The sequence below is a fragment of the Actinoplanes sp. NPDC051494 genome (genome assembly GCF_044454705.1).
GTDB lineage: Bacteria > Actinomycetota > Actinomycetes > Mycobacteriales > Micromonosporaceae > Actinoplanes.
The window spans coordinates 1,303,412-1,325,480 of the sequence record NZ_JBITDZ010000001.1 but is presented as its reverse complement, the minus strand read 5'-3'; the positions used below and the strand labels follow the sequence as shown (position 1 = coordinate 1,325,480).

Genomic DNA, 22,069 nt, shown 5'->3' with positions numbered 1-22,069 from the left:
AAGTGCGAGTCTTACTACCTCGTTCCGGTCCATAATGGGCCTGAGCGATCGACCGTCGAGGAGACGAGCATGGTTACCGGCGTCGTGAAGTGGTTCAACGCGGACAAGGGCTTTGGGTTCATCACCCCGGACGACGGCGGCGCCGACGTCTTCGCCCACTTCTCCGCCATCCAGACCTCGGGTTACCGGTCCCTGGACGAGAACCAGCGGGTCGAGTTCGAGGTTACCCAGGGCCAGAAGGGCCCGCAGGCGGCCAACATCCGCCCGCTCTGATCACAGCCACGAGCTGACGCGACGGCGCCGGCCCCGTGAGGGGTCGGCGCCGTCGTGATTTCCTTCCGCTCGCCCCCCACGCCGGCTCGACATGCCGTTGGGGGCGGGCAAGCCGGCCCCGAGCCGCGGTGTAGCTGGACCCGCGGATTCAGGCCTGGAGGCGGGCCGCGTCGCCGACCGACTCGGGTGTGGGTGCGGTGCCACCCAGGTGGGCCGGGAGCCACCAGGTCTCGTCCGGGCCCGAGGGGCGCTCCGGATACTCCTGCTGGGCCGTGTCGAGCAGCTCGCTCAGCCGCCGGTGCAGCTCGAGTGTCGTCGCCTCGGTGGTGCTGCCCTCAGGCATGACAACCGGTGCGCCGATTTTGATCAGGACCGGGACGTGCCGCTTGGTCAGCGTTTTGGGGCGGCCCTTGGTCCACAGCCGGTGCGGCCCCCAGACCGCCATCGGGATCAGCGGCACACCGGAGGCCTGGGACAGCCGGGCGGCGCCGGATTTGAGCCCCTTGACGGTGAACGACTCACTGATCGTCGCCTCGGGGAAGACGCCGACCACCTCGCCGCCGCGCAGGGCCCGCTCGGCCTCGTTGAACGCGGCGCTGCCGGCCTTGCGGTCCACCGGGATGTGCCGCATGCCGCGCATGAGCGGCCCGCTGACCTTGTGGGTGAACACCGACTTCTTGGCCATGAACCGGACCAGCCGCTTCCTCGGCTGGGCACCGAGCCCGCAGAAGATGAAGTCGAGGTAGCTGACGTGGTTGCTCGCGAGCACCGCCCCGCCGACCGCGGGGATGTGCTCGGCACCATCGATCTTGATTTTCATGTCGAGCACGCGGAACAGCGTCTTCGCGGTTGCGACGACGGGGGGATACACGATTTCCATTCGGTTACGGTACCGGCGTTCGCCGAACCTTTCCTGTGAGAGCTGCAACCGATCGGTGGTTCCCGGCGTCTTAAGAGTGAATGCACCCAGCCGTGCCCTGGTCCAAGCCCCCTCGGATCCAGGCTCCGGCACCCTCTGGAGGCTCTCATGAAGTCCGTGTCCGCACGCCGCGAGCTGGCAATAGTGCTCGCCCTGGCCGTGCTGGGCCTCGGCCTGGTGATGGCGGTGGCGTTCGCGCCCTGGTATGGCCCGTCCAGCCGCCCGGGCGCGTCGGTGGTCGAGACGGTGCCACCGGAGACCGCCCACACCGGCGTCCCGATGCAGGCGGTGCTGATCCCCTGACCCGAGGCCCGGCGGCCGGGCGATGTGCCGGGTGCGGCGGTGGTGGTGTTCACTGGGGTGATGTCCGAGGGCTCGCCGATCATTCCTGACTGGTCTCGGCCGGGTGGGCAGTGGTCCTCCGGCACGGTGACCGCTCCGGGCACGCCCCCGATCGTCCCGCCCGGTCCCGATGTCCCGCCGGAACCCCCGGGCGACGACGGGCCGCGCAAGCGCCGGCGGCAGATGCTGATCTTCGGCGGGGTGGCCGGCGCCATCCTGGCCGTCGGGCTGGCGATCATCCTGATCGTGGCGCTGAGCTCGGACGGCGACGCGTTCAAGACCCGCGAGTCGGCGCCCACCGACGTCCGGCCCCCGCTGGCCCAGATGTGTCCCGCTCCGACGACCATCCCCAGCGACCCGCCGAGCGCGCCGGCCCCGCAGGTGCCGCCCGCGACCGGGGAACGCACGGTCGACGAGGAGTCCGGGATCTCCTACAAGAAGTATCCGGAGCCGTGGATCCCCTGGACCACGGTGTGGCGGGCCGGGACGCTCGAGGTGCCGTACAAGGTCGGCCAGCATTTCGTGACCGAGGAGTACGTCGGGGGTTCGTACCACGCCTCGATCCTGTCGGCGGCGGTGCCGGCGGCGGAGAACGACGCGGTGACCCTCGACCTCGAGTGCGTCGGCCGGCAGGTGGCCGCGGACGTCCGGGCCGGTTACTACCCGCAGCCCAACACGATGGAGCCGCTGCGGGACGAGTTGACCACGCTGGGTGGGCGTCCGGCCTGGCTCAGCGAGTTCCGGCTGCACTTCGACTCACCGGGACTGTCCGCGAAGGACGAGCGCTCGGCGGTGGCCGTGATCGACGTCGGCAAACCGACCGCCGCGGTGCTGTACGTGTCGATCCCGGGCACGCACAAGCAATTCGACTACGTGATCGACGACGTACTCAAGTCGGTCCGTCCGCTCTGAGGATGCGACCTAGTCACCGGGAGCGCGACCGGGAGCGTCACCGGAATAAGGCGGCCCCGCCCTCGAGGGCGGTGCGGCATTTGCCGGGCGGCGGGCGATCGTGACCAGCCAGCGCAGGTTCGGCCCCGGGAGGTAAGGGCGGGTGGGGTCGTTCAGGACGCTCAGGCGGGCGCCCACCACGCCGCCTGCGAGCAGCACCCACACCGCCCCCGCGACGGCCGCCCTCGCCGGTGCCGGTCCGGGTGATGCGGGATCGGTTGCCGCACTCGCCCTCGGCCGTGCAGTGCTCGCGCAGGTCGGCGACCGTGACCGTGACCCGCTCGTTCACCGATGCCAGATACCAGGCGCCGCTCATGACCGCCGCGGTTGCCGCGGGAAAGAACAGCATGGTGGCCAGATAGAGCGCGGCCCGGGACACCGGCACGTCGGGGCGCACGGGGGACGGGCGCACGGGGGACGGGCGCAGGGGGGACGGGCGCACGGGGGACGGGAGCGCGGCGATGAGGATGCCGGCCCCGGTGAGGGCGACACGGCCACCAGTCCGATGGCCGTGCGGGCGACGTCGGAGAACCAGGTCACGACCCTATGATCCGGTCAGACCCCAGCGCTTGCGAAGGGCGTTGTCGGCGGCGTTGAACAGCACGTCGATCAGGATGCCGATCACCAGGACCACGATGATGAACGAGATGACCAGGGTCGGCTCGCTGAGGTCGCGGGCGTTCTGCATCCGTACGCCGATCGACAATGCTCCCGGCACGATGACCAGCAGCTCGCCGGCCATGAGGCTGCGCCAGGAGAACGCCCAGCCCTGCTTCAGGCCGGAGATGAACGACGGCAGCGAGGCCGGCAGGATCAGGTGGCGGTATTTGGCCAGGCCCTTCATGCCCAGCACCTGGCCGACGCGCAGCCAGGTCCGCGGCACGTAGTCGATGCCGCTGATCAGGCCGTTGGCGACCGACGGGGCGGCGCCGAGCACGACCACGAACAGGATGGCGCTCTCGCTGAGCTGGAACAGCAGGATGGCCAGCGGGAACCACATGATCGAGGGCATGGTCTGCAGGCCGGTGATCAGCGAGCCGATCGCGGCGCGCAGCGGGGGGAAGCTCGAGACCGCCGCGCCGATGACGGTGCCGATCACGACGGCGAGCGCGAAGCCGGTGGCCGCGCGGGTCATGGTGACGGCCACGCCGCTCCAGAAGTCGCCGGTCCTGAGCAGGCCGCCGAGCTCCTCGAAGACGTCGAGCGGGCCGGGCAGCACGTAGACGGGCTTCCACTCGGCCCAGACCACGATCTGCCAGACGAGCAGGACCAGGGCGATCGCCATGAGCTTGGGCCAGGCACTGCGCCAGACGCGCGGGCCGAGCGAGCCCTTGCCGTTCCGGCCGCCGAGTTCGAGGCGGTCGAGGCCGGAGAGGCGGTCGGCGGCGGCGTCCGGCTTCTCGGGAAGCGGTGGCGTGTCCGAGAGGGCGCCTTCGAGGCCGGCGCGGGCCGACGGGTACTTAATTGGCATGGCGGGCGACCTCCGCGCGGAGCCGGTCGGTGATCTCGGCCGCCTGGGCGGAGACCTCGGGCGAGTCGATGCGGCGGGGCCGCTCGTGGGTGATGGCGAAGTCCTCGATGACCCGGCCCGGGCGGCTGCTGAGCAGGATCACCCGGTCGCCGAGGCGGACCGCCTCGCGCACGTTGTGGGTCACGAACACGATGGTCAGCGCCTGCTCGCGCCAGATCCGCTCCAGCTCGTCGTGCAGGATGTCGCGGGTCATCGCGTCGAGGGCGCCGAACGGCTCGTCCATCAGCAGGATGTCGGCGTTCTGGGCCAGCGCGCGGGCCAGGGCCACACGCTGGCGCATGCCGCCGGAGAGCTCGTGCGGGCGCTTGTCGCCGAAGTCCTTGAGCCGCACGATCTCGAGCAGCTCCTGGGCGCGCTTCTTGCGTTCGGCCCGGGCAACGCCGTTCAGCCGCATGGGCAGTTCGACGTTGCCCGAGACCGACAACCACGGGAAGAGGGCCGCCTCCTGGAACATCAGCGAGACGTGGCGCCCGCCGGTGTCGAGCGTGCCGCCGCTGATCTGGTCGAGCCCGGCGATGAGCGAGAGCAGCGTGCTCTTGCCGCAGCCGGACGCGCCCAGCAGGCAGACGAACTCGCCCTTGCCGACGGTCAGCGACACCTTGTCGAGTGCGAGCAGGGCGTTGGACCCGGACCCGTACTGCTTGGAGACACTGTCGAGGCTGACGACCGCTTGATCGGTACGGGTGTGGCCCGCTTCCAGCGTGGTCATGGTCTTACTCCCTGGCGTGACGAGGGGGGATCAGGAGGCCGCGGCGGCGTCGCTGACCTCGGTCTGACCGTCGGCCTTGAGCAGCTCGTTCAGCGGCCCGAGGTCGTAGATGCCCTTGAGGTCGACCGGCTTGAGCAGGCCGACGTCCTCGGCGTGCTTCGCGCTGGTGTACAGCGACGACGCGATCGGGTCGTTGGTGAACTCCAGGTTCTTGAACGCGGCGGCCAGGATGTCGTCCTTGAGCGGCTTGCCGGAGAGCGCGGCGATCTGCTCGTTGGCGGCCTTCTGGGCACCGGCGTTGTCGGTCGCGATGTACTTCTCCGCGGCGATGTGACCCTGCAGCAGCTTCTTGACCGTGTCCGGGTGCTCCTTGAGGAACTTCTGGCTGACGATCAGGTGGGTGGTGACGAACTGGCCGTTGGGCCAGAGCGTCTTCTCGTCGACCAGCACCTTGCCCTTGGACTCGAGGACCATCCGGCTCAGGTTGGGCTCGGGCACCCAGGCGCCGTCGATGGCACCCTGCGCGAACGCCTGGATCGCCGTCGCGTTGTCCTGCGGCAGCACCGAGACGTCGCCGCCGCCCTGCTGGTCGGCGTTGAGGCCGTTCTCCTTGAGCCAGGCCCGCAGCGCCACGTCCTGGGTGTTGCCCAGCTGCGGCGTGGCGATCTTCTTGCCCTTGAGGTCGGCGGGCGTGTTGATGCCTTCCTTGACCACCAGGCCGGCGCCGCCGGAGGTGCTGCCCGCGATGATCTTCAGCGCGGTGCCCTTGGAGGTGGCCCAGCCGTTGATCGCCGGGTTCGGGCCGATGTACGTCGCGTCGATCGCGCCGGAGAACAGCGCCTCGATCGCGGCCGGGCCGGCGTTGAACGTCTTGGTCTCGAGCTTGGTGTCGCCGAGGGCCTGCTGGAAGAGGCCGTTCTTCACGCCGATCAGCGCCGGCGCGTGGGTGATGTTGGGGAAGTAGCCGAGGCGGATCGCGCTCGCCTCGCCCCCTTCGCTCTCATCGGAATCGCCACCGCAAGCGGTGAGCAGGGCGGCGGAGGCAAGGGCGGTAGCGGCGACGGCTAGCGCACGGAGGGTGCGGGAGCGCATGCGTACTCCTAAGAAGCGTGAATGGTCAGCTGGGCGAGAGTGCGGTGGTTCACGACGCCCTCTATGGCCTCTTCCACCGCCACCCAGACGTCCTTGAGGCCGACAGCGACCCCGTGGTACGTCGTGGTGGTGGTGGGCAGGCCGCGAACAGTGGTCAGCGCTCCGCCGACCGCTCGCACGACGTCCCCGACGGTGATGTCCTCGGCCGGTCGGGCCAGGGAGTAACCGCCGTCGACGCCGCGGTGGCTGTGCAGCAGTCCGGCCCGCCGCAGATCGAGCAGGATGCCCTGCAGGAAACTGAGCGGGATGTCCTGAGCGGCTGCCAGCGTCGCCGCCTTGACCAGGTGCGGATGGTCGGAGGCGATCGCCAGCATGGCCCGGACGGCATAGTCGGTGCGTGCCGAGACGTACACGTGGCATGTCCTCTCGGTCCTGCGGAGCGCAAACTCTGCCATCTCTATCTGATGGATGGGAATAGTGGACGAGGTAGGTTACCGTCGTCAAGCCTGAACCGCATGGTGAGAACACACGGAAGGGGTACAGTCACCCGCCGTGGGTACGCAGGAAACGACGCCGATCACGATCGGCTTGCACGAGGTGTCCCGGGTGCGCTGGCCCCGGCAGTCCCTGACCGGTGACGGCAAGCAGGTGAAAGTCGCCGTGCCGCTGCCCCGGTTGCCCTGGTCGTCGGCCTCCGTCGAGGTCCCGATGGGTGAGAGTGCCCAGGCCGGTGTCGACAAAGTGACACAACTGCGCCGGATCTTCGGGTACGTCGTGGCGCCCGCGGTCATCGCGCTCTTCGTGATCGCCGACGGGCTGCTGCTGTGGGGCCGGTTCGGCGACTTCCGGCCCGACGGCACGCTCTTCGCGGTCCTCGGTGTGCTCGGTGTCGTGCTGATCCTGACCGGCCTGATCCCGGACGCGGTCGCCCGGGCCACCGGCACGCCCTACGTCACGCGTGGCACGCTGCGCTTCCCCAGGGCCCGGACCGACGCCGTCGAGCAGCTCGCGAAGCTGAACCCTCAGTTGCCGCTGGGCAGTGCCACCAAGGTGTAGTGCTTCTTCAGCCAGGGCAGGATCGTGTCGTACGCGGTGACCGTGAACGGCTTCTTGTTCTCGTGCGACAGGATGATCGAGCCGGGCTTCGTGTCCCGCTTCACGATGTCGAACATGTGCTTGCGCATCGTGGCGCCCCGGCCGTACTCAGCCGTGAGATAGCACTGGTCGTCGACGTTCCAGGCCAGCGGCGACATGCCCAGCTTCCTGGCGAACCCGTTCAGGCGCTCGGAGAAGTTCCCGTACGGTGCCCGGAAGTATTTGATCTTGGCGCCCGGCACCGCCTTGCGGATCTGCTCGTTGGTCGCCTCGAGGTCCCGGAACGCGTACGCGTCACTGCGGTACCGCAGGTCCTCCAGGTGCTGCCACGTGTGGTTGCACAGCGTGTGACCTTCCGCGGCGATCCGGCGTACCAATGCCTTGTTGTCCCGAACCCGGTGCCCCACCAGGCAGAACGTCGCCTTGACCCGGTGTTTCTTGAGCACGTCGAGCAGTTTCGGGGTGACGTCGGGATCCGGCCCGTCGTCGAAGGTCAGGGCGACCGCCTTCGTGCCGGTGGTCTTCTGCGTCCACGGCGGCAGCGTGGTCGCCCGGGGCCGGGCCGCGCCGACCGAGGGCAGGTCGGCGGTGCCGGGCAGCACCGGGCCGGTCTGGGCGTACGAGACGCCGGCCCCGGCCGCACCGGCCAGCACACAGCCGAGGACAAACGTGAGAACGGCACGGGATCGACGCATCCGGGGACTTTAGCAAGTCAGCTCTGTCGAGAGGGGGCGGTGCGGCCCCGGCGGGATAGATTCGGGGAGTGGCTCGCAAAGTGAAGATTCCCGCGACGAAATACCCGGTCGAACGGTTCACCCTCGACAACGGCCTGCGGGTGGTCCTCAGCCCCGACCGCAGCGCACCCGTCGTCGGCGTGGCCGTGGTCTACGACGTCGGCATCCGCTCCGAACCGGAAGGGCGCACCGGCTTCGCGCACCTCTTCGAGCACCTGATGTTCCAGGGCTCGGAGAACCTCGAGAAGCTCGCCCACTTCCGGCACGTCCAGGGCGCCGGCGGCACGTTCAACGGCTCCACCCACCTCGACTACACCGACTACTTCGAGGTGCTGCCCGCCGGCGCCCTCGAGCGCGCACTGTTCCTCGAGGCCGACCGCATGCGTGGCCCGCGCCTCACCGAGGAGAACCTGCGCAACCAGGTCGACGTGGTCAAGGAGGAGATCAGGGTCAACGTCCTCAACCGGCCGTACGGCGGTTTCCCCTGGCTGAAGCTCCCGGCGGTGATGTTCGAGACGTTCCCGAACGCGCACGACGGCTACGGCTCGTTCACCGACCTGGAGAGCGCGACCGTCGACGACGCCGCCGAGTTCTTCACGAAGTACTACGCGTCCGGCAACGCGACGCTCGCGGTGGCGGGCGACTTCGACGTGGCCCACGCGACCCAGCTCATCGAGAAGCACTTCGGTGACGTGCCCAAGCGGCCGAAACCCAAGCTGCCCGCGTTCGACGAGCCCGGCCTCACCAGCGAGCGCCGCGAGAGCTACGTCGACCGGCTCGCCCCGCTGCCCGCCGTGGCGGCCGGCTGGCGGGTGCCCGACCCGATCGGCGCGTTCGCCGACTACCTGCCCTACGTCGTGCTGGCCGAGGTGCTCACCGACGGCGACGCCTCCCGCCTGGTGGAACGCCTGGTCCAGCGCGACCGCATCGTCACCAGCATCGGTGGCTACATCGGCTTCATGGGCGACGAGTTCCAGGTCCGCAACCCCACCGCGCTGCTGCTGCAGGCGCACCTGCCGCCCGGTGGCGATGCCGGCAAGGTGCTGCGCGTGGTCGACGAGGAGCTCGACCGCCTCGCCACCGGCGGCCTGGCCCCCGGCGAGCTTGCCCGCACCCAGGCCCGGATGGCCACCCACCTGCTGCGTGACACCGATGCCGTGCTCGGCCGGGCGCTGCCGATGGCGGTGCTCGAACTCCAGCGCGGCCGCCCCGAGCTGCTCAACGAGCTGCCCAAGCTCGTCGGCGAGGTCACCGAGGCCCAGATCGTCGCGGCCGCCGCCGCCCTGCGGCCCGAGAGCCGCGCCACCGTCGAGGTCGTCCCAGGAGCAAACCAGTGAGCACGCACACCCTGCCGGATCTCGTCCCGGATTCGAAGATCAAACTGCCCAAGCAGGCCGAACGTACGCTCGGCAGCGGCCTCACGGTCATCGCCATCCGCCGGCCGGCGGTGCCCCTGGTGGAGATGCGCCTGCGGGTGCCGTTCGGCCGTGCGCCGCTGGCCCGGGCGACCCTGCTCTCCCAGTCGCTGTTCACCGGCACGAGCAGCATGAACAGCATCGACATCGCATCCGAGCTGCAGACCGTCGGCGGTGGCCTGTCCGCCGGGCTCGACCCCGACCGGCTGCACATCAGCGGCAACTCGCTGGCCGCCGGCCTCGACCGGATGCTGGAGATCCTCGCCGGGATCCTCACCGACCCGACCTACCCGGCCGACGAGGTGGGCGTCGAACGTGACCGGCTCGCCGACCACATCCAGGTCGCCCAGAGCCAGCCCGGCCACCTCGCCCGCACCGCGCTGCTCAAGCGCATGTACGGCCGGCACCCGTACGCCGTACAGACCCCCGAGGCCGACCAGATCAAGGGGGTACGCCCCGGCCAGCTGCGCGCCCTGCACGCCGACCGGGTCCGCCCCGACGGCGCGGTGCTCGTCCTCGTCGGCGACCTCAACCCGGACAAAGCCATCGACGCCGCCGAGAAGGCACTCGGCGGCTGGACCGGCACCGGCCGCGACGGCACCGTGCCGCCCACCCCGGCCCTCGAACCCGGCCCGCTGCTGCTCGTCGACCGGCCCGGCTCGGTCCAGTCCTCGCTGCGGATGGCCCTGCCCGCGGTGCCCCGCACCGACCCCGACTACGCGGCATTGCAGCTCGCCAACCTGGTGTTCGGCGGCTACTTCTCGTCCCGCTGGGTGGAGAACATCCGCGAGGACAAGGGCTACACGTACGGCCCGCACACCGCGATCGAGCACTACCTCGCCGGCTCCGACCTGGTCGTGGCTGCCGAGGTCGCGACCGAGGTCACCGGCCCGGCCCTGCTGGAGACCGTCTACGAACTCGGCAGGATCGCCAGCCTCCCGCCGGGTGAGGACGAGCTCGAACAGGCCCGCCGGTACGCCCTGGGCACCCTGCGGCTGGGCATGTCCACCCAGGCCGGGCTCGCCGGGCTGGCCAGCATCTACGCCAGCTTCGACCTGCGCCTCGACTACCTCACCGACCACTCGGCGGCGCTGTCCGCGGCCACCCGCGAACAGGTGGCCGAGGTCGCGGCCCGCTACCTGGCCCCGGCCAAGGCGGTAACGGTCGTCCTGGGCGACGCCGACAAGGTAGAAGCCCAGCTGGCCACCCTGACCACCGTAGAACGCAGCGCCGAGTGAGCACCGAACCACCCGCGCCCGCCGGCCCACCTTCCCGGCCCGCGACCGTCGCCCGGAGGGTCGCGGATGTCGGCCGCGACCAGCCGATTATCGGCGGCAAGTCGGATATAGGTGATCAGCCGGACATCGGCGAGCAGCCCGGGTTGGCCGGGCCGCCGCTGGCCCGCACGACCCTCGACCGGGCTGCCCACCACCGCACCGACGAGACCTGGCTCGCCGAAGCCTGGAAAACCGGCCTCGTCCTGGTCATCGACATCGCCAAAGGCGGCCGCGTCCTGGTCACCGGCCTGCCCCCGGCAACGCCGGGTGCTGCCGGGTCCTCCGCGGCCGGCGTCGGTGGGCCGAACCTCGTGCTGGTCGGGGCGGACGCGGCGCCCGAGGGGGAGCGGCTCTTCCTCGGCATCGACCGGGAGGGGACGCCGATCTTCGCGGTCGTCGCCCCGCTGCCCGAGGCCTACGGCGCCGAGCCCGCCACCCTGCGCGACATCGGCGACCGGCTCGACCCGCGTGACGCCGGGATCCTCACCACCGCCGCCGCGCTCGGCAACTGGCACGCCTCGCACCTGTTCTCGCCACTCACCGGTCAGCCGACCACGGTCGTCGAAGCCGGCTGGTCCCGGGTCGATGCGAACGGCAAGCAGATGTGGCCGCGTACCGATCCGGCGATGATCGTGCTCGTGCACAACGGCCTGGCCGGGGCGGACGGGCGCTGTCTGCTCGGGCACAACGCCTCGTGGCCGACCGTCGACGGGGTGCGCCGCTTCTCGTGCCTGGCCGGTTACGTCGAGCCGGGCGAATCCGCCGAGGCCGCCGTCGTGCGCGAGGTGCGCGAGGAGGTCGGCATCGGCCTGCGCTCCCTGAAATACGAGGGTAGCCAGTCGTGGCCGTACCCCGGCTCGCTCATGCTCGGCTACACCGCCGAAGCTGATCCGGAACAGCCTTTTGTCCTCGACCCGGAGGAGATCGACGAGGCCCGGTGGCTCAGTCGTGACGACGTACGGCAGATGCTGGCGGGAACGTTCGAGGCGGACGGCGTACACCTGAAACTGCCCATGCGGTCCTCGATCGCGCTCTATCTGATCGAGCTCTGGCTGGACGCGTGAAAAAGGCCGCCCCACTCGCCGGAGTGGGGCGGCCTGGCTCGCTGAATTACGCGGAAAGCGCGGCCAGGTGTTCCTTGACCTGCACGATCGACGGGTTGGTGAGCGCGGAGCCATCATCGAAACGCATCGTCGGAACCGTCTGATTACCGCCGTTGACACCCATCACGAAATCGGCGGCGGCCGGGTCCTGCTCGATGTCGATGACGTCGTACGCGATCCCTTCCCGGTCCAGCTGCGACTTGAGCCGGTGGCAGTAACCGCACCAGGGCGTCGAGTACATGGTCAGCATCGGTCTGGGTCCCTTCGGAGAAAGTCACATGGCACAGTGCCGTCGGGTAAAACGTCAGACCGGGGTGCCATGATTCCCGGTTGTGACTGCGGAACGTGTACTCGCCGGGCTCGACCCCGACCAGCGCAGGGCGGTGACCGCCCCGGCCGGGCCGGTCTGCATCCTCGCCGGCGCGGGCACCGGTAAGACACGAGCGATTACCCACCGCATCGCATATCGAACTCTTTCCGGTGAAATCAATGCCCGGCACGTGCTCGCGGTGACGTTCACCGCCCGGGCCGCCGCCGAGATGCGGGCCCGCCTGACCAGTCTCGGGGCCGGCCGGGTCCAGGCCCGCACGTTCCACGCCGCCGCGCTGCGCCAGGTCCGCTACTTCGCCCCCCGGCTACTGCACGGCCGCGGCATGCCCGAGCTCGTCGAGAGCAAGGCCCGCCTGGTCACCCTCGCCGCGAGCAGCGTCGGCCTGCGGGCCGACCGCAACGCGGCCCGCGACCTCGCCAGCGAGATCGAATGGGCGAAATCGTCGCTGACCGAGCCGGGCGAATACGTTGTGGCCGCGACCAAGGCGCTGCGCGAGCCACCGTACGAGGTGGGCAAGGTCGCCGACGTCTTCGCCGCCTACGAGTCGCTCAAGCGCCGTCAGGGTGTGATCGACTTCGAGGACATGCTGCGCGCCGCCGTCTGGGGCATCGAGGAGCACCAGGACGTCGCCGAGCAGGTCCGCTCGCAGTACCGGCACTTCGTCGTCGACGAGTACCAGGACGTCAACCCGCTGCAGCAACGCCTGCTCGACGCCTGGCTCGGTGGCCGCGACGACATCACCGTGGTCGGCGACGCCAGCCAGACGATCTACTCGTTCACCGGTGCGACCTCGTCCTACCTCGTCGACTTCCCGCGCCAGCGCCGCGAGGCCGTGGTCGTGCGGCTGGTCCGCGACTACCGCTCGACCCCCCAGGTCGTCGGCCTCGCCAACGCGGTGATCAAGCAGGCCCGCGGCACCGAGGCCAAACTGCGGCTCGAACTCGTCGGCCAGCGCCCGCCCGGCGCCGAACCCGACCTCAAGATCTTCCCGGACGAGCTCGGTGAGGCCTCCGCCGTCGCCCGCCGCGCCCGAGAGCTGATTGCCTCCGGCACCCCCGCCAGCGAGATCGCGGTGCTGTTCCGGATCAACGCGCAGTCCCAGACGTACGAGGAAGCGTTCGCCGAGGCGCAGGTCCCGTATGTGGTCCGCGGCGCCGACCGGTTCTTCGAACGCACCGAGGTGCGCCAGGCGATGATCGCCCTGCGCGCGGCCGTGCGCTCCACCCCGGGCGAGACCCCGCTGGTCCAGGCCGTGGTGGAAGCCCTCTCGGCCACCGGCTGGTTCCGGGAGCAGGTGCCGGCCGGCGGGGCGCAGCGTGAGCAGTGGGAGGCGCTCGCGGCGATCGTCGCCCTCGCCGAGGAGTACGCCCGCAACCCCACGCTGCTGCCGATAGGGGAGGCCGGCGCGGTCCAGCGGGACATCTCCCTGACCACGTTCAACGAGGAGCTGGCCCGCCGCGCCGAGCAACAGCACGCCCCGACCGTCGAGGGCGTCACGCTGGCCTCGCTGCACTCGGCCAAGGGCCTCGAATGGGATGCGGTCTTCCTGGTCGGGCTCGCGGACGGGACGCTGCCCACGACGTACGCGAAGACGTCTGAGCAGTTGGAGGAGGAACGCCGGCTGCTGTATGTGGGGGTGACCCGGGCCAGGCAGTGGTTGTGGCTGTCCTACGGGCAGTCCCGGGCCTCCGGCGGTCGCCCCCGGCGCCCGTGCCGTTTCCTGCCGCAGCTCACCGACACCCGGCACCGCTCGTTCGAGAAGACCGGAACGGCAACTCAGAAACCCACCAATCGACGTACGGCCATCGCGTCCTGTCGCATCTGCGGCACCACCCTGTTCGCCGGCACGGACCGCAAACTGGGCCGCTGCGCCACCTGCCCGTCGGACCTCGACGAGGAGCTGCACGGCCGCCTCGAGGCTTGGCGCGCGCTGGCCGCGGCTCAGCAGAAAGTCCCTGCGTACGTCGTATTCACCGACGCCACGATCGTGGCCATCGCGGAACGCCGCCCGAGCACTCCGCCGGAGTTGCTGGCGATCGCCGGGATCGGCGCACGCAAGCTCGGCCAGTACGGCGCCGCGGTCTTCGCTCTGGTCGACGGCGCGGACCCCGCCGAGACCGCCGAGAAAAACTTCGAAAACTAGTCCGTTAATTCGTTTGCCCTCCCTTCCAGGAGCGAATAACCTCAGGTCACACCTTGGCGAGCGGCCTGCTCAACGAGGGTTTGGACCGAGTGCGACATGACGGAGAGAAGGTGACCCCGGTGGAGACCAACTACACGATTGAGCGACTGCTGCTGTCGCCGTCTGCCGTTTGCGCGCCGTCCACCACATGGCGTTCGGAGTCCGCTGTCGCGGCACTCCCGACCGTCACCGCTCCGGCATTCCTGACCGTGCCGCCGGTTTCCCCGGTTTCACACGTCGAGTCTGCCTATGCGACCGAGTCCGCCCCCGTGGCGCTCTTGCTCGCTGAGCGGGCCCAGGTTTCGCAGGAACAGGTTTCGCAGGCGCACCAGGTCCAGGCCTTCGTGTCTGTCGGCAGCAGCACCAGCACTGGCAATGGCACCACTGGGTTCGTGGGCAACAACGGCGTCGATATCCCGATGAAGCGACTGACGGATGGTGCCAGCGGTGTCCCGCCTCGAGGAAGGCCGGTCTGATTAACCTCAGACCTCCGGCTCACCTCGAGGCCGCGGAACCCGTAACCGGGATCCGCGGCCTAATTTTTTTGGCCGGCTCACCAGCCGGTCAGCACGTACCACGATCCAGAAGATCGAGAAGAAGAGAGAGGTGACCGGGCTTTATGAGTCTGGCGCTGGCCCCCCTCGACATCACCGTCGAGATCGAGGCAAACCTGCCCTGTCGGAAGTTCGACCCGGACCTCTGGTTCTCGGACGCACCGGCCCAGCTGGAACTGGCAAAGTCGCTCTGCGGGGACTGCCCGCTGCGCGTCGAGTGCCTGGCCGGCGCGGTCGAGCGAAGCGAGCCCTGGGGCGTCTGGGGCGGCGAAATCTTTGAGCGCGGCGCTGTCGTGCCCCGCAAGCGGCCCCGTGGCCGTCCCCGCAAGGTCGACGTCGCCCGCGACGCCGAGCTGGCGGTCGAGGTCGAGGAGCGCCTCGCGGCCAACGGCCTCGAGACCCGCAGCTCGGTCCGGCTCGCGGCCTGATCATGACCACCCTCACCACCCCTTACCGAAAGACGGAAGACGCAGCGATGACTTCGAACGCGAGCCCCAAGGTAAAACTCATCCAAGAGGCACTCTCGAGGGCCCGAACGCGTAGGCCTCAGGTAACCACCACCCCTGAGGCTCACCGTCCGGCACGCCAGATCGCCATGGAGGCCCGCCATCGGGCCGCCAACGAACTGGGTGGACGCCTCTGACCCGTGCCCTCTCCGCCGCCCCGCCCGCAGGTTCCCCCTGCGAGCGGGGCGCTTTCCCTTCGGCCCACAGCTCACCACCGCCCAGGTCGCACGGCCCTCTGGCCCGGCGGCGCGTTTGGTCTGGCGTCGCGGTTTGGTCTGGCGTCGCGGTTTGGTCTGGCGTCGCTGTTGGGCTGGTGATTCGGTTTGGCCTGGCGTCGCTGTTTGGCCTGGCGACCGATTTGGCCTAGCGACCGATTTGGCTTTGCGACCCGTTTGGTCTGGCGGTGCCGTTTGGTCTGGCGGTGCCGTTTGGTCTGGCGTCGTTCTGGTCTGGCGGCCGGTCGGTCTGGCAGCGCCGTTGGTCGCGCGGCGTTCGGCTTGGCGGCCTCGTTTGCCCGCGGCCGGGTCTGCTTACGGCCCGGTCTGGCGGTGGTCCCGGTCTGGCGGTGGTCCCGGTCTGGCGGTGATCCCGGTCTGGCCGTGGCCCCGGTCTGGCCGTGGCCCCGGTCTGGCCGTGGCCCCGGTCTGGCCGCGGACCGTGTGGCCGTGTGGCCGTCTGGTCTCGCTACCTTTGGTCTGGCGGGTCCTTTGTCTCGCCGTACGTAGCCCTCGGGTCGCCGCCTGCCGTCTGGTGTCTCAGCCCGGTAGCCCCTCACATCGCCGCACTTCACCGTTTGGCGAAGACCCAGCCACCGCCTCGCCTCGCCGCCTTGCCCGGCTTCCGCTTGTCACTCGCCGTCTTGTCCGGTTTGTTATGCCAGGCCGGCCTCTGGCCTTGGCGGGGGTTATCCGACCGGCGCGAAACCGGGGAGCCACTTCTGCAGGATCGCTCGGTAGGGCGCTTTTGCCTCCAACTGGCACAGCACCCCGATGGATCCGAGCGTGACCCGGTGGATCAGCAGGTAGGAAGGGGGGAGGTTGAGCTTGCGGCTCAGCTGGAAGGCCGGTGACTTGGGGTTGGAGAGCCGGGTGGCCTCCGACCGGATCCAGCTGCGGGTGAAGTGGAACTCGTCCACCGCGACCGGCTCGATCATCGGCCGCAGGAAATCGAGGACGGCCTGCGCGTCCAGTTCGTCGTTCGGTTTGATGAAGCCTTCTTCGCGCAGCCCGTCGGCGACCCCGTCGGCGTCCCCGTCCAGTGCGAGCCGGACCAGTCGGCCGATCGGCTCGGGGTGTCCGTCGGGGAGCCGGGCCACGGCACCGAAGTCGATGACACCGAGCCGGCCGTCGGGCAGGATCCGGAAGTTGCCGGGGTGCGGGTCGGCGTGCAGCAGGCCTGCCCGAGCCGGGGCCGAGAAGTGCAACGTCGCCATCAGCCGCCCGGCCTCGTCGCGTTCGGCCGGCGTGCCATCACTGATGATCTTGGCTAGCGGTGTCCCGTCGACCCATTCGGTGACCAGCACCCGCGGCGCGGAGGCCAGGACCCGTGGCACGAAGATGTCGGCATCGTCGGTGAAGGCGGTGGCGAAGGCGGCCTGCGACTCCGCCTCCATCGCGTAGTCGAGCTCCTCGGTGACCCGCTCGCGTAGCTCGGTGAGCAGCGGCTTCATGTCCATGCCGGGCTGAATGACCTTGAACATCCCAGCCAGCCGCCCGAGCTGCTTGAGGTCGGCCAGCAGGGCTTCGCCGGCGCCCGGATACTGCACCTTCACAGCGACCGCGATGGTCTTGGGCTTGGCGCCCTTCCGCGACGGCGGCAACTTCCAGACGGCCTTGTGGACCTGCCCGATGCTGGCGGCCGCGGCCGGGCTGTCGTCGAACTCGGCGAACTTGTCCCGCCAGTCCGGTCCCAACTGTTCGGCGAGCGCCTTGTGCACACTCGCCACCGGCATCGGTGGAGCAGCCTCCTGCAGCTTGGTCAAAGCCTGCCGATAGGGCGCGGCCATCTCCTCGGGCATCGCTGCCTCGAAGACCGACAGCGCCTGCCCGAACTTCATCGCTCCGCCCTTGAGTTGCCCGAGCACGCTGAAAAGTTGTTCGGCGGTGCGCTGCTGGATGTCGGCGGAGATGACGTCGGAGGCCATGCCGGTGACCCGCTTACCAAGCCCCAGCACCGTCCGCCCGGCAAAGCCGAGAGGCAGCGAGGCGAGCTTGGCGGTCCGGGACGCCGCACGACGCGGGATGTCGGTCACCAGATCATTGTGACCGACGTGACGGCGATCGACCCCCCTCCCGGAGACCCCACCCTTCCTGTCTGGCATGTGACCCCCTAAAGATTTGTACCTATTGCTCACCTGACGAGGTATTCATCAGGCTCAAACACCCACCCAACTCGGCACACTTTTCTCACAACATCTCCCCACCACCGAGCTCACCGCAGCGCTAGGCGTAGTTGCGCGTCTGCCCACAGGTGCAATGCGGATGGGGGACCCACCTCCGCCGGCGTATGCGGTTGGGCGCGGCAATCTCCACCTCCGCCCCGACAGTCTCGGGAGTGTCACCGTCGATGAAACTCAGCACCTGGGCCACGGCGTACCCGCAGGCCGTCAGCGCGGTGGCCACCGCCAGCGGCTCGTCGTTGACCCGCAGGTCCTCATACCGGGGTGCGGAGTGGAGCACCTCGAGCGTTCCGAACTCACCGGGCTCCGGATCCGCGTCGGGATAGCTCGGATTCCGGTTCTGCTCGGGTATGCCCGGGCCGCCGAGGTGCCGGAAGAGCGCGAGGCAGTTGAGGCACGGCTGGCCACCCGCGGGCACAAGAGGCCCGATCACGGCGGCGCCCTCTCGCACCGCGACAGCGAGATACGGCTGGCGATGCTGTTCGTGAGCGAGCGCCAACAGCGCGGTGGGTTCGTCGTGGGTGAGCTGCACCACGAGTGAGGCGCTGCCCCGGCGGATCGATCGGGTCTGGGTGGTCGGGGACACCTCACGGATCGCCTCGGTCACCGCTCGCGCACGGCCGGTTCCCTCCTTGACCCCTCGGAGCGGTCCACCGATGCGGTCGAGGTGATTGACGGTGCCGGGCAGATCGGCGTGGATATGACCGACACCCGCCTCCGCCAGGGCGACCGCGATGCCGGCGCCCAAGCGGCCGCGTCCGGTGATGGCAACCCGAGCGGATCTCCGCCTCCTGAGCACGGCGGCTGGGGACAGCGGCCGATCACCGGTCTCCTCCGGCTCGGTGTCCGCCGAACCACCGCCACGCCGGGGCCGAGGAACGCCGCTGGGCTGGGCTTTCGCTGTGGTCTGCGCGGCTGCTGCGTACGAGATGGGTTCGGCTGTTGGGGTTCGATCGGCCGAGTCGGTGCTTCTGGCTGGGGTTGCCGGGGCAGCCGAAGCGTTTGAGGCGTTGTGAGCCGGTTGATCCTGCTGCTCCGGCATCAGGGCCGGCTGCTGAGCGGGGGTGCCGGCCCGCCCGGTTCGCTCCGCGTCGGTGGGCTGGACGACCCGGGCGGTCAGGATGGCCTGGGCTATCAGGGCCAGGGCCGCTGCCTCGCTGGCCAGCAGGCGGCGGGTCTGGGCGTCCAGGGCGGGCGGGAACAGGCTCTGGGATGAGATGACCAGGCCGGCCTCGTGCAGGACGTTGAGGAGGGTACGGGCCTCGGCCGGGGAGATGCCCAGCATGGCGGCTCCCTGGAGGACCGTTCGCTCTGGGCGGGTGCCGTCGAGGAGATCGAGGATCTTTGCCGTCGCGGGGTCGGGGAGATCGAGGAGAACCGCTCGGGACGGATGGAGGCCGAGCTGCAGGGTGTTGAGGCCTCGCCAGATGCGGGGGAGGCCCGGCAGCAGGATCGGTCGGTGCAGGGGTGGACGGCTCATGGGTGACACGTTGTCACGTGCTCGATGCGGACGGCGTTTGTTATCCACAGGCACGCGATGCGGTGGCGCTCGGTTATCCACAGGATTTCGCGAGTTATCCACAGGCTCCCGGAGGGGGTGGATAACTACTCAACGTTGTGGTTTGAATACCGGTTATGACTCGGGTGGGTGATTCACCGGAAGCGACGGCGGGGGCGACCGGATGTGGTCGCCCCCGCGGTCAAGAAGCTTCTGGTCAGGCCTTGGCCTTGCCCAGGATGCGGTTGACCGTCGTGCCGCAGACCGGGCACTTGCCCTTGGCCATGTTCATGCCGGTCTTCGAGACCTCGACGGTGCCCTGGAAGTCGCGCTTCTCCTTGCACTTGACGCAGTAGCCGTTGTACGTGTTGTCGGCCACGATTCCTCCTCGTCATGTTGTCGGCCGGGTCGGCCCGGGTGTCCCGGAAGGCGACCAGACCGACGGCCTGGACCACCCGGGTGCCCTGCTCGCGGCGACAGGCCGCGATCTGTGTTCGGCGCTGGACCGCTCCGCGACCACGTGAATGTGGCCACCCGCTAGGGGCGGTCACTACCCACGTCCGGCCATTTCCATGTCAGCGCAGCGTCGGCGGTGTCGTCGACGTCGTGAGTCTGCCCGCCCGGATGGTCCTTTTAGGGCAGATTCGGGCAGACACGCCGACGAATTACTTCAGATCGTCAGAAAGGGGATGGCAAGGCAGGAAGGCGGAGGACCTGGATGCTGGCCAAGGTGGTCGTAGAAGGCCTGGTGAGGGGGCTGATGGAGGCGCGGGAGGTGTCCGCGGGTGCGGGCGGCGCTTGGTGGGTGTGCGGCGGGCTCAGAGGGCCGCGGGCGGTGGTGGATGGCTCGGGATCGGCTGAAGGGGAGTGCTGCGGCTGCCCGGGGGCGTCGTGGCGCGGTACGGGCTGGGTGCGCGACCTCGGCATCATGGGCGGGGCCTCACCGCGGACCTGCCGGGGCACGGCTGCGGCGGTGGCGTCGCGGATTCTTGAGGTGGTGCGGCCCGGGGTGAGGGCGGAGGGCAGCTGGAGGGGGCGCGGCAAGGTGCGGCCCGGCGTGAGGGTGGACTTCCGGGGTGGACTTCCGGAATGGGCGTGACGGCGTAGTGCCTTGGCCGTGATGCGGTTCCAGCCGTTTGGCGTGACCCGCTGCATCCTGGCCCGGTGTCCCGGTGTCCCGGTGTCCCGGTGTCCCGGTGGCTACAAGCCCCGCTGCACCTCCGCGGCCTGGTGGCCAGGGGCATCCTGGCCCGCGGCCTGGTGCACCCCGGCCTGGTGCACCCCGGCCTGGTGCACCCCGGCCTGGTGCACCCCGGCCTGGTGCACCCCGGCCTGGTGCACCCCGGCCTGGTGCACCTCGGCCTGGTGCACCCCGGCCCGGTGGTCCGGCTGACGGGTGGCCGGCTGGAGGGCGGCGGGCCTGTGAGCGGCAGGCCCGTGAGCGGCGGGGCCCGTGAGCGGCGGGGCCCGTGGGTGGCGGGGCTCGTGGGTGGCGGGGTGGGTGCGGTGAGGGGGACAGGTGCGGTGCTGGGCTGCTGGGGCGTGGGAGTTCAGCGGTGGTGGGGGTGTGGGGAACCCGGGTGGCTGGCGGGACCTGTGGGGGTGGTGAGAAGTGGATCTTTAGCGGGGGTAGCGTGGGCTATTCCGGGGTACGTGTTGCGAGCTTGGAAAATATTTTCGGATTTTCTGGGGCGAAGCTCTCATTTAGGTCGCGTGTCGTTTGCCGTACTCTTGCGGCCCCCTGGGTCTTACGCATTAACGTCGCAATGTGAACCCTAGTGTGGGCTGCGCGAGCCGGTAATGGCCAGGACGCGTAAGCCTGTTGTCGAAGTGCGGCGCAGCCAGCGTCGGCGTCGCACGGTGTCCGCTTATCGGGAGGGCGAGCGGGTTGTCGTCCTCATTCCTGATCGGTTCTCGCGTGCTGAGGAGACCGAGTGGGTCGAGCGGATGCTGGCCCGGTTGGCCGCCCGGGAAGAGCGAGTTCAGCACACCGACGAAGAGCTGCTGTCCCGCGCTCGAAGGCTCACGGCTCGATATTTGCCCGACTATGTGCGGCATGTGAGCCCCGCGAGTGTGCGTTGGGTCACCAACCAGAACGGGCGGTGGGGGTCGTGCACGCCGGATGACGGCACGATCCGGATCTCGCATCGTATCCAGGAGATGCCCGACTGGGTGATCGACTATGTGCTGCTGCATGAGCTTTCGCACCTTGTCGTGCCCAGTCATAGTGCCGCGTTCTGGGACCTCGTCAATCGCCATCCGAAAGCGGAGCGGGCCCGAGGTTATCTGGAAGGTATCTCGGCTGCGAGCGGTCTTGTGCTGGCTGACGACTGAGCTTGTCGCGAGTGCGATGCGCCGGGCCGATGCCGGGTGATTGATTGACCATGCAGACTGCATCGCCGATCGTATTGCCGTGACGCGGGTCTGTGCCGTGGGTCTGTGTTGTGGGTCTGTGCCGCAATGCGATCTTGGCGGCGAGCCGGCGTGGTGGGGCGGCATGGGTGATCCGGGGGAAAGCTGCGCTGGGGCTAGCCTTCTGTGGTGACCAGCCGTGTTGTGGTGGTGCTTTTGACGCCGGTGGTGTGGAGTCCCCCCGGCGTGGGGATCGATGCTTGGCGGGCCGCGCTGGCCGAGGACGTTGTCGATCTCTTGGCTCGGCTCGCTCAGGCTGAGCCGGCCATTGCCGCGGTGTCGGCCGATCTTGGGTTGGCGCGGGAGATCGCCTGGCCGGGGATGCCGGTCTGGGAGGTGCCCAGCGCCACCGTGCTTCCGGTGCTCAAGGCCGCTGAGGTGGCCGGGTTCGACCAGGCCGCCGTCCTGGCCGCCGACGCTGCCGATCTGCCCGGGTTGATCCTGGGGAAGCTCTTGCGCCCGCTCGGCAGCAAGCCGGTCGCCGTGGCGCCGGGTGGTGGCGGTGCGGGGCTCCTCGCGCTGGCCTCGACGCTGCCGGTGCCCGGGTGGCTGACCGACCACGATCTCGACACCGCTACGCCGATGAGTGTGCGGCGGGGGGCTCCTCAGCCGAGCCTGGTCGAGTCGACGCCGGAGTGGCGGCGGATCCGGGGGGCCGCTGAGCTGGCGACGCTGGACGTGCGTCTGGAGGGGTGGGAGAACACCCGGGCGATCCTCGGGGGGTGAGCTTTGCCACTCACTCAGAAT

At 69.6% G+C, this 22,069-nt stretch carries 23 protein-coding genes; 12 read left to right on the top strand and 11 right to left on the bottom strand.

Annotated features, from left to right (window positions below; genetic code table 11):
* Positions 1-69 precede the first annotated feature (69 nt).
* Positions 70-273 (top strand): cold-shock protein, encoded by a 204-nt coding sequence (locus tag ACIA6A_RS06175; protein ID WP_015625344.1) that lies wholly within the window; start codon positions 70-72, stop codon positions 271-273.
* A gap of 148 nt (positions 274-421) precedes the next feature.
* Here the strand turns inward: ACIA6A_RS06175 and ACIA6A_RS06170 are convergent, their stop codons facing one another.
* A complete protein-coding gene (locus tag ACIA6A_RS06170) occupies positions 422-1,153 on the bottom strand; it encodes a lysophospholipid acyltransferase family protein (RefSeq protein WP_396096278.1) in 732 nt (243 codons plus the stop codon).
* A gap of 147 nt (positions 1,154-1,300) precedes the next feature.
* Between ACIA6A_RS06170 and ACIA6A_RS06165 the strand changes: the two genes are divergently transcribed.
* Together ACIA6A_RS06165 and ACIA6A_RS06160 are read left to right on the top strand one after the other, a co-directional pair.
* Positions 1,301-1,495, top strand: a complete 195-nt coding sequence (locus tag ACIA6A_RS06165) for a hypothetical protein (protein WP_396096277.1) — start codon at positions 1,301-1,303, stop codon at positions 1,493-1,495.
* A 39-nt stretch (positions 1,496-1,534) separates the two neighbouring features.
* Positions 1,535-2,446, top strand: coding sequence for a hypothetical protein (locus ACIA6A_RS06160; RefSeq protein ID WP_396096276.1), 912 nt, complete (start codon positions 1,535-1,537; stop codon positions 2,444-2,446).
* A 583-nt stretch (positions 2,447-3,029) separates the two neighbouring features.
* Here the strand turns inward: ACIA6A_RS06160 and ACIA6A_RS06155 are convergent.
* Genes ACIA6A_RS06155 through ACIA6A_RS06140 form a run of 4 tightly spaced genes read right to left on the bottom strand, consistent with a single transcriptional unit; the run spans position 3,030 to position 6,230 of the window.
* Entirely contained in the window at positions 3,030-3,956 is a 927-nt protein-coding gene (locus ACIA6A_RS06155; protein WP_396096275.1) for an ABC transporter permease, read from the bottom strand.
* Positions 3,946-4,725: an ABC transporter ATP-binding protein gene (locus tag ACIA6A_RS06150; RefSeq protein WP_396096274.1), complete on the bottom strand. Its 780-nt coding sequence runs from the start codon at positions 4,723-4,725 to the stop codon at positions 3,946-3,948. Before ACIA6A_RS06150 ends, ACIA6A_RS06155 begins: the two co-directional genes overlap by 11 nt.
* A 30-nt stretch (positions 4,726-4,755) precedes the next feature.
* Positions 4,756-5,817: an ABC transporter substrate-binding protein gene (locus ACIA6A_RS06145; RefSeq protein WP_396096273.1), complete on the bottom strand. Its 1,062-nt coding sequence runs from the start codon at positions 5,815-5,817 to the stop codon at positions 4,756-4,758.
* A gap of 8 nt (positions 5,818-5,825) precedes the next feature.
* The gene (locus tag ACIA6A_RS06140) at positions 5,826-6,230 is read right to left on the bottom strand and encodes an RrF2 family transcriptional regulator (protein WP_396096272.1); all 405 of its coding nucleotides are present in this window, start codon (positions 6,228-6,230) and stop codon (positions 5,826-5,828) included.
* Positions 6,231-6,369: 139 nt separating this feature from the next.
* Between ACIA6A_RS06140 and ACIA6A_RS06135 the strand changes: the two genes are divergently transcribed.
* On the top strand, positions 6,370-6,873 hold the full coding sequence (locus tag ACIA6A_RS06135) for a hypothetical protein (RefSeq protein WP_396096271.1): 504 nt from the start codon (positions 6,370-6,372) through the stop codon (positions 6,871-6,873).
* Here the strand turns inward: ACIA6A_RS06135 and ACIA6A_RS06130 are convergent.
* The gene (locus ACIA6A_RS06130; RefSeq protein ID WP_396096270.1) at positions 6,840-7,607 is read right to left on the bottom strand and encodes a polysaccharide deacetylase family protein; all 768 of its coding nucleotides are present in this window, start codon (positions 7,605-7,607) and stop codon (positions 6,840-6,842) included. The two genes, ACIA6A_RS06135 and ACIA6A_RS06130, sit on opposite strands and share 34 nt — an antisense overlap.
* Positions 7,608-7,675: 68 nt before the next feature.
* On the opposite strand from ACIA6A_RS06130, the gene ACIA6A_RS06125 reads away from it, so the two are divergent.
* The 3 genes from ACIA6A_RS06125 to nudC all read left to right on the top strand — a co-directional run bounded on the left by ACIA6A_RS06125 (position 7,676) and on the right by nudC (position 11,402).
* Positions 7,676-8,983 carry a M16 family metallopeptidase gene (locus ACIA6A_RS06125; protein ID WP_396096269.1) on the top strand — a complete coding sequence of 436 codons (1,308 nt, stop codon included), beginning with the start codon at positions 7,676-7,678 and terminating at the stop codon, positions 8,981-8,983.
* Positions 8,980-10,299: a M16 family metallopeptidase gene (locus ACIA6A_RS06120; protein WP_396096268.1), complete on the top strand. Its 1,320-nt coding sequence runs from the start codon at positions 8,980-8,982 to the stop codon at positions 10,297-10,299. Before ACIA6A_RS06125 ends, ACIA6A_RS06120 begins: the two co-directional genes overlap by 4 nt.
* 125 nt (positions 10,300-10,424) lie before the next feature.
* Complete coding sequence (gene nudC / locus ACIA6A_RS06115) at positions 10,425-11,402, top strand: NAD(+) diphosphatase (protein ID WP_396096474.1); 978 nt, start codon at positions 10,425-10,427, stop codon at positions 11,400-11,402.
* A gap of 46 nt (positions 11,403-11,448) precedes the next feature.
* Here nudC and ACIA6A_RS06110 read toward each other — a convergent pair whose 3' ends face one another.
* Entirely contained in the window at positions 11,449-11,691 is a 243-nt protein-coding gene (locus ACIA6A_RS06110) for a mycoredoxin (RefSeq protein WP_396096267.1), read from the bottom strand.
* 82 nt (positions 11,692-11,773) lie between these two features.
* Here ACIA6A_RS06110 and ACIA6A_RS06105 point away from each other — a divergent pair, with 82 nt between their 5' ends.
* The 3 genes from ACIA6A_RS06105 to ACIA6A_RS06095 all read left to right on the top strand — a co-directional run bounded on the left by ACIA6A_RS06105 (position 11,774) and on the right by ACIA6A_RS06095 (position 14,936).
* Positions 11,774-13,915 carry an ATP-dependent DNA helicase UvrD2 gene (locus ACIA6A_RS06105; protein WP_396096266.1) on the top strand — a complete coding sequence of 714 codons (2,142 nt, stop codon included), beginning with the start codon at positions 11,774-11,776 and terminating at the stop codon, positions 13,913-13,915.
* Positions 13,916-14,034: 119 nt separating this feature from the next.
* Positions 14,035-14,430 (top strand): hypothetical protein, encoded by a 396-nt coding sequence (locus ACIA6A_RS06100; protein ID WP_396096265.1) that lies wholly within the window; start codon positions 14,035-14,037, stop codon positions 14,428-14,430.
* Between the two features lie 143 nt (positions 14,431-14,573).
* On the top strand, positions 14,574-14,936 hold the full coding sequence (locus ACIA6A_RS06095; protein WP_396096264.1) for a WhiB family transcriptional regulator: 363 nt from the start codon (positions 14,574-14,576) through the stop codon (positions 14,934-14,936).
* 982 nt (positions 14,937-15,918) lie between these two features.
* Here the strand turns inward: ACIA6A_RS06095 and ACIA6A_RS06090 are convergent.
* The 4 genes from ACIA6A_RS06090 to ACIA6A_RS06075 all read right to left on the bottom strand — a co-directional run bounded on the left by ACIA6A_RS06090 (position 15,919) and on the right by ACIA6A_RS06075 (position 20,281).
* Complete coding sequence (locus tag ACIA6A_RS06090) at positions 15,919-17,265, bottom strand: ABC1 kinase family protein (RefSeq protein ID WP_396096263.1); 1,347 nt, start codon at positions 17,263-17,265, stop codon at positions 15,919-15,921.
* A 190-nt stretch (positions 17,266-17,455) separates the two neighbouring features.
* On the bottom strand, positions 17,456-18,892 hold the full coding sequence (locus ACIA6A_RS06085; RefSeq protein WP_396096262.1) for a hypothetical protein: 1,437 nt from the start codon (positions 18,890-18,892) through the stop codon (positions 17,456-17,458).
* Between the two features lie 235 nt (positions 18,893-19,127).
* Entirely contained in the window at positions 19,128-19,289 is a 162-nt protein-coding gene (locus ACIA6A_RS06080; RefSeq protein WP_015625326.1) for a DUF5679 domain-containing protein, read from the bottom strand.
* 821 nt (positions 19,290-20,110) lie between these two features.
* Positions 20,111-20,281: a hypothetical protein gene (locus tag ACIA6A_RS06075; RefSeq protein WP_396096261.1), complete on the bottom strand. Its 171-nt coding sequence runs from the start codon at positions 20,279-20,281 to the stop codon at positions 20,111-20,113.
* Between the two features lie 429 nt (positions 20,282-20,710).
* Here ACIA6A_RS06075 and ACIA6A_RS06070 point away from each other — a divergent pair, with 429 nt between their 5' ends.
* Entirely contained in the window at positions 20,711-21,244 is a 534-nt protein-coding gene (locus tag ACIA6A_RS06070) for a M48 family metallopeptidase (RefSeq protein ID WP_396096260.1), read from the top strand.
* Between the two features lie 207 nt (positions 21,245-21,451).
* The gene (locus ACIA6A_RS06065) at positions 21,452-22,048 is read left to right on the top strand and encodes a hypothetical protein (RefSeq protein ID WP_396096259.1); all 597 of its coding nucleotides are present in this window, start codon (positions 21,452-21,454) and stop codon (positions 22,046-22,048) included.
* Positions 22,049-22,069 lie beyond the last annotated feature (21 nt).

Coding starts and splice junctions, on each gene's coding strand:
- ACIA6A_RS06130 (WP_396096270.1), bottom strand. CDS start 7,607: ATGCGTCGATCCCGTGCCGTTCTCACGTTTGTCCTCGGCTGTGTGCTG.
- ACIA6A_RS06070 (WP_396096260.1), top strand. CDS start 20,711: ATGGCCAGGACGCGTAAGCCTGTTGTCGAAGTGCGGCGCAGCCAGCGT.
- ACIA6A_RS06095 (WP_396096264.1), top strand. CDS start 14,574: ATGAGTCTGGCGCTGGCCCCCCTCGACATCACCGTCGAGATCGAGGCA.
- ACIA6A_RS06175 (WP_015625344.1), top strand. CDS start 70: ATGGTTACCGGCGTCGTGAAGTGGTTCAACGCGGACAAGGGCTTTGGG.
- ACIA6A_RS06110 (WP_396096267.1), bottom strand. CDS start 11,691: ATGCTGACCATGTACTCGACGCCCTGGTGCGGTTACTGCCACCGGCTC.
- ACIA6A_RS06170 (WP_396096278.1), bottom strand. CDS start 1,153: ATGGAAATCGTGTATCCCCCCGTCGTCGCAACCGCGAAGACGCTGTTC.
- ACIA6A_RS06155 (WP_396096275.1), bottom strand. CDS start 3,956: ATGCCAATTAAGTACCCGTCGGCCCGCGCCGGCCTCGAAGGCGCCCTC.
- ACIA6A_RS06145 (WP_396096273.1), bottom strand. CDS start 5,817: ATGCGCTCCCGCACCCTCCGTGCGCTAGCCGTCGCCGCTACCGCCCTT.
- ACIA6A_RS06085 (WP_396096262.1), bottom strand. CDS start 18,892: ATGAGCCGTCCACCCCTGCACCGACCGATCCTGCTGCCGGGCCTCCCC.
- ACIA6A_RS06165 (WP_396096277.1), top strand. CDS start 1,301: ATGAAGTCCGTGTCCGCACGCCGCGAGCTGGCAATAGTGCTCGCCCTG.
- ACIA6A_RS06150 (WP_396096274.1), bottom strand. CDS start 4,725: ATGACCACGCTGGAAGCGGGCCACACCCGTACCGATCAAGCGGTCGTC.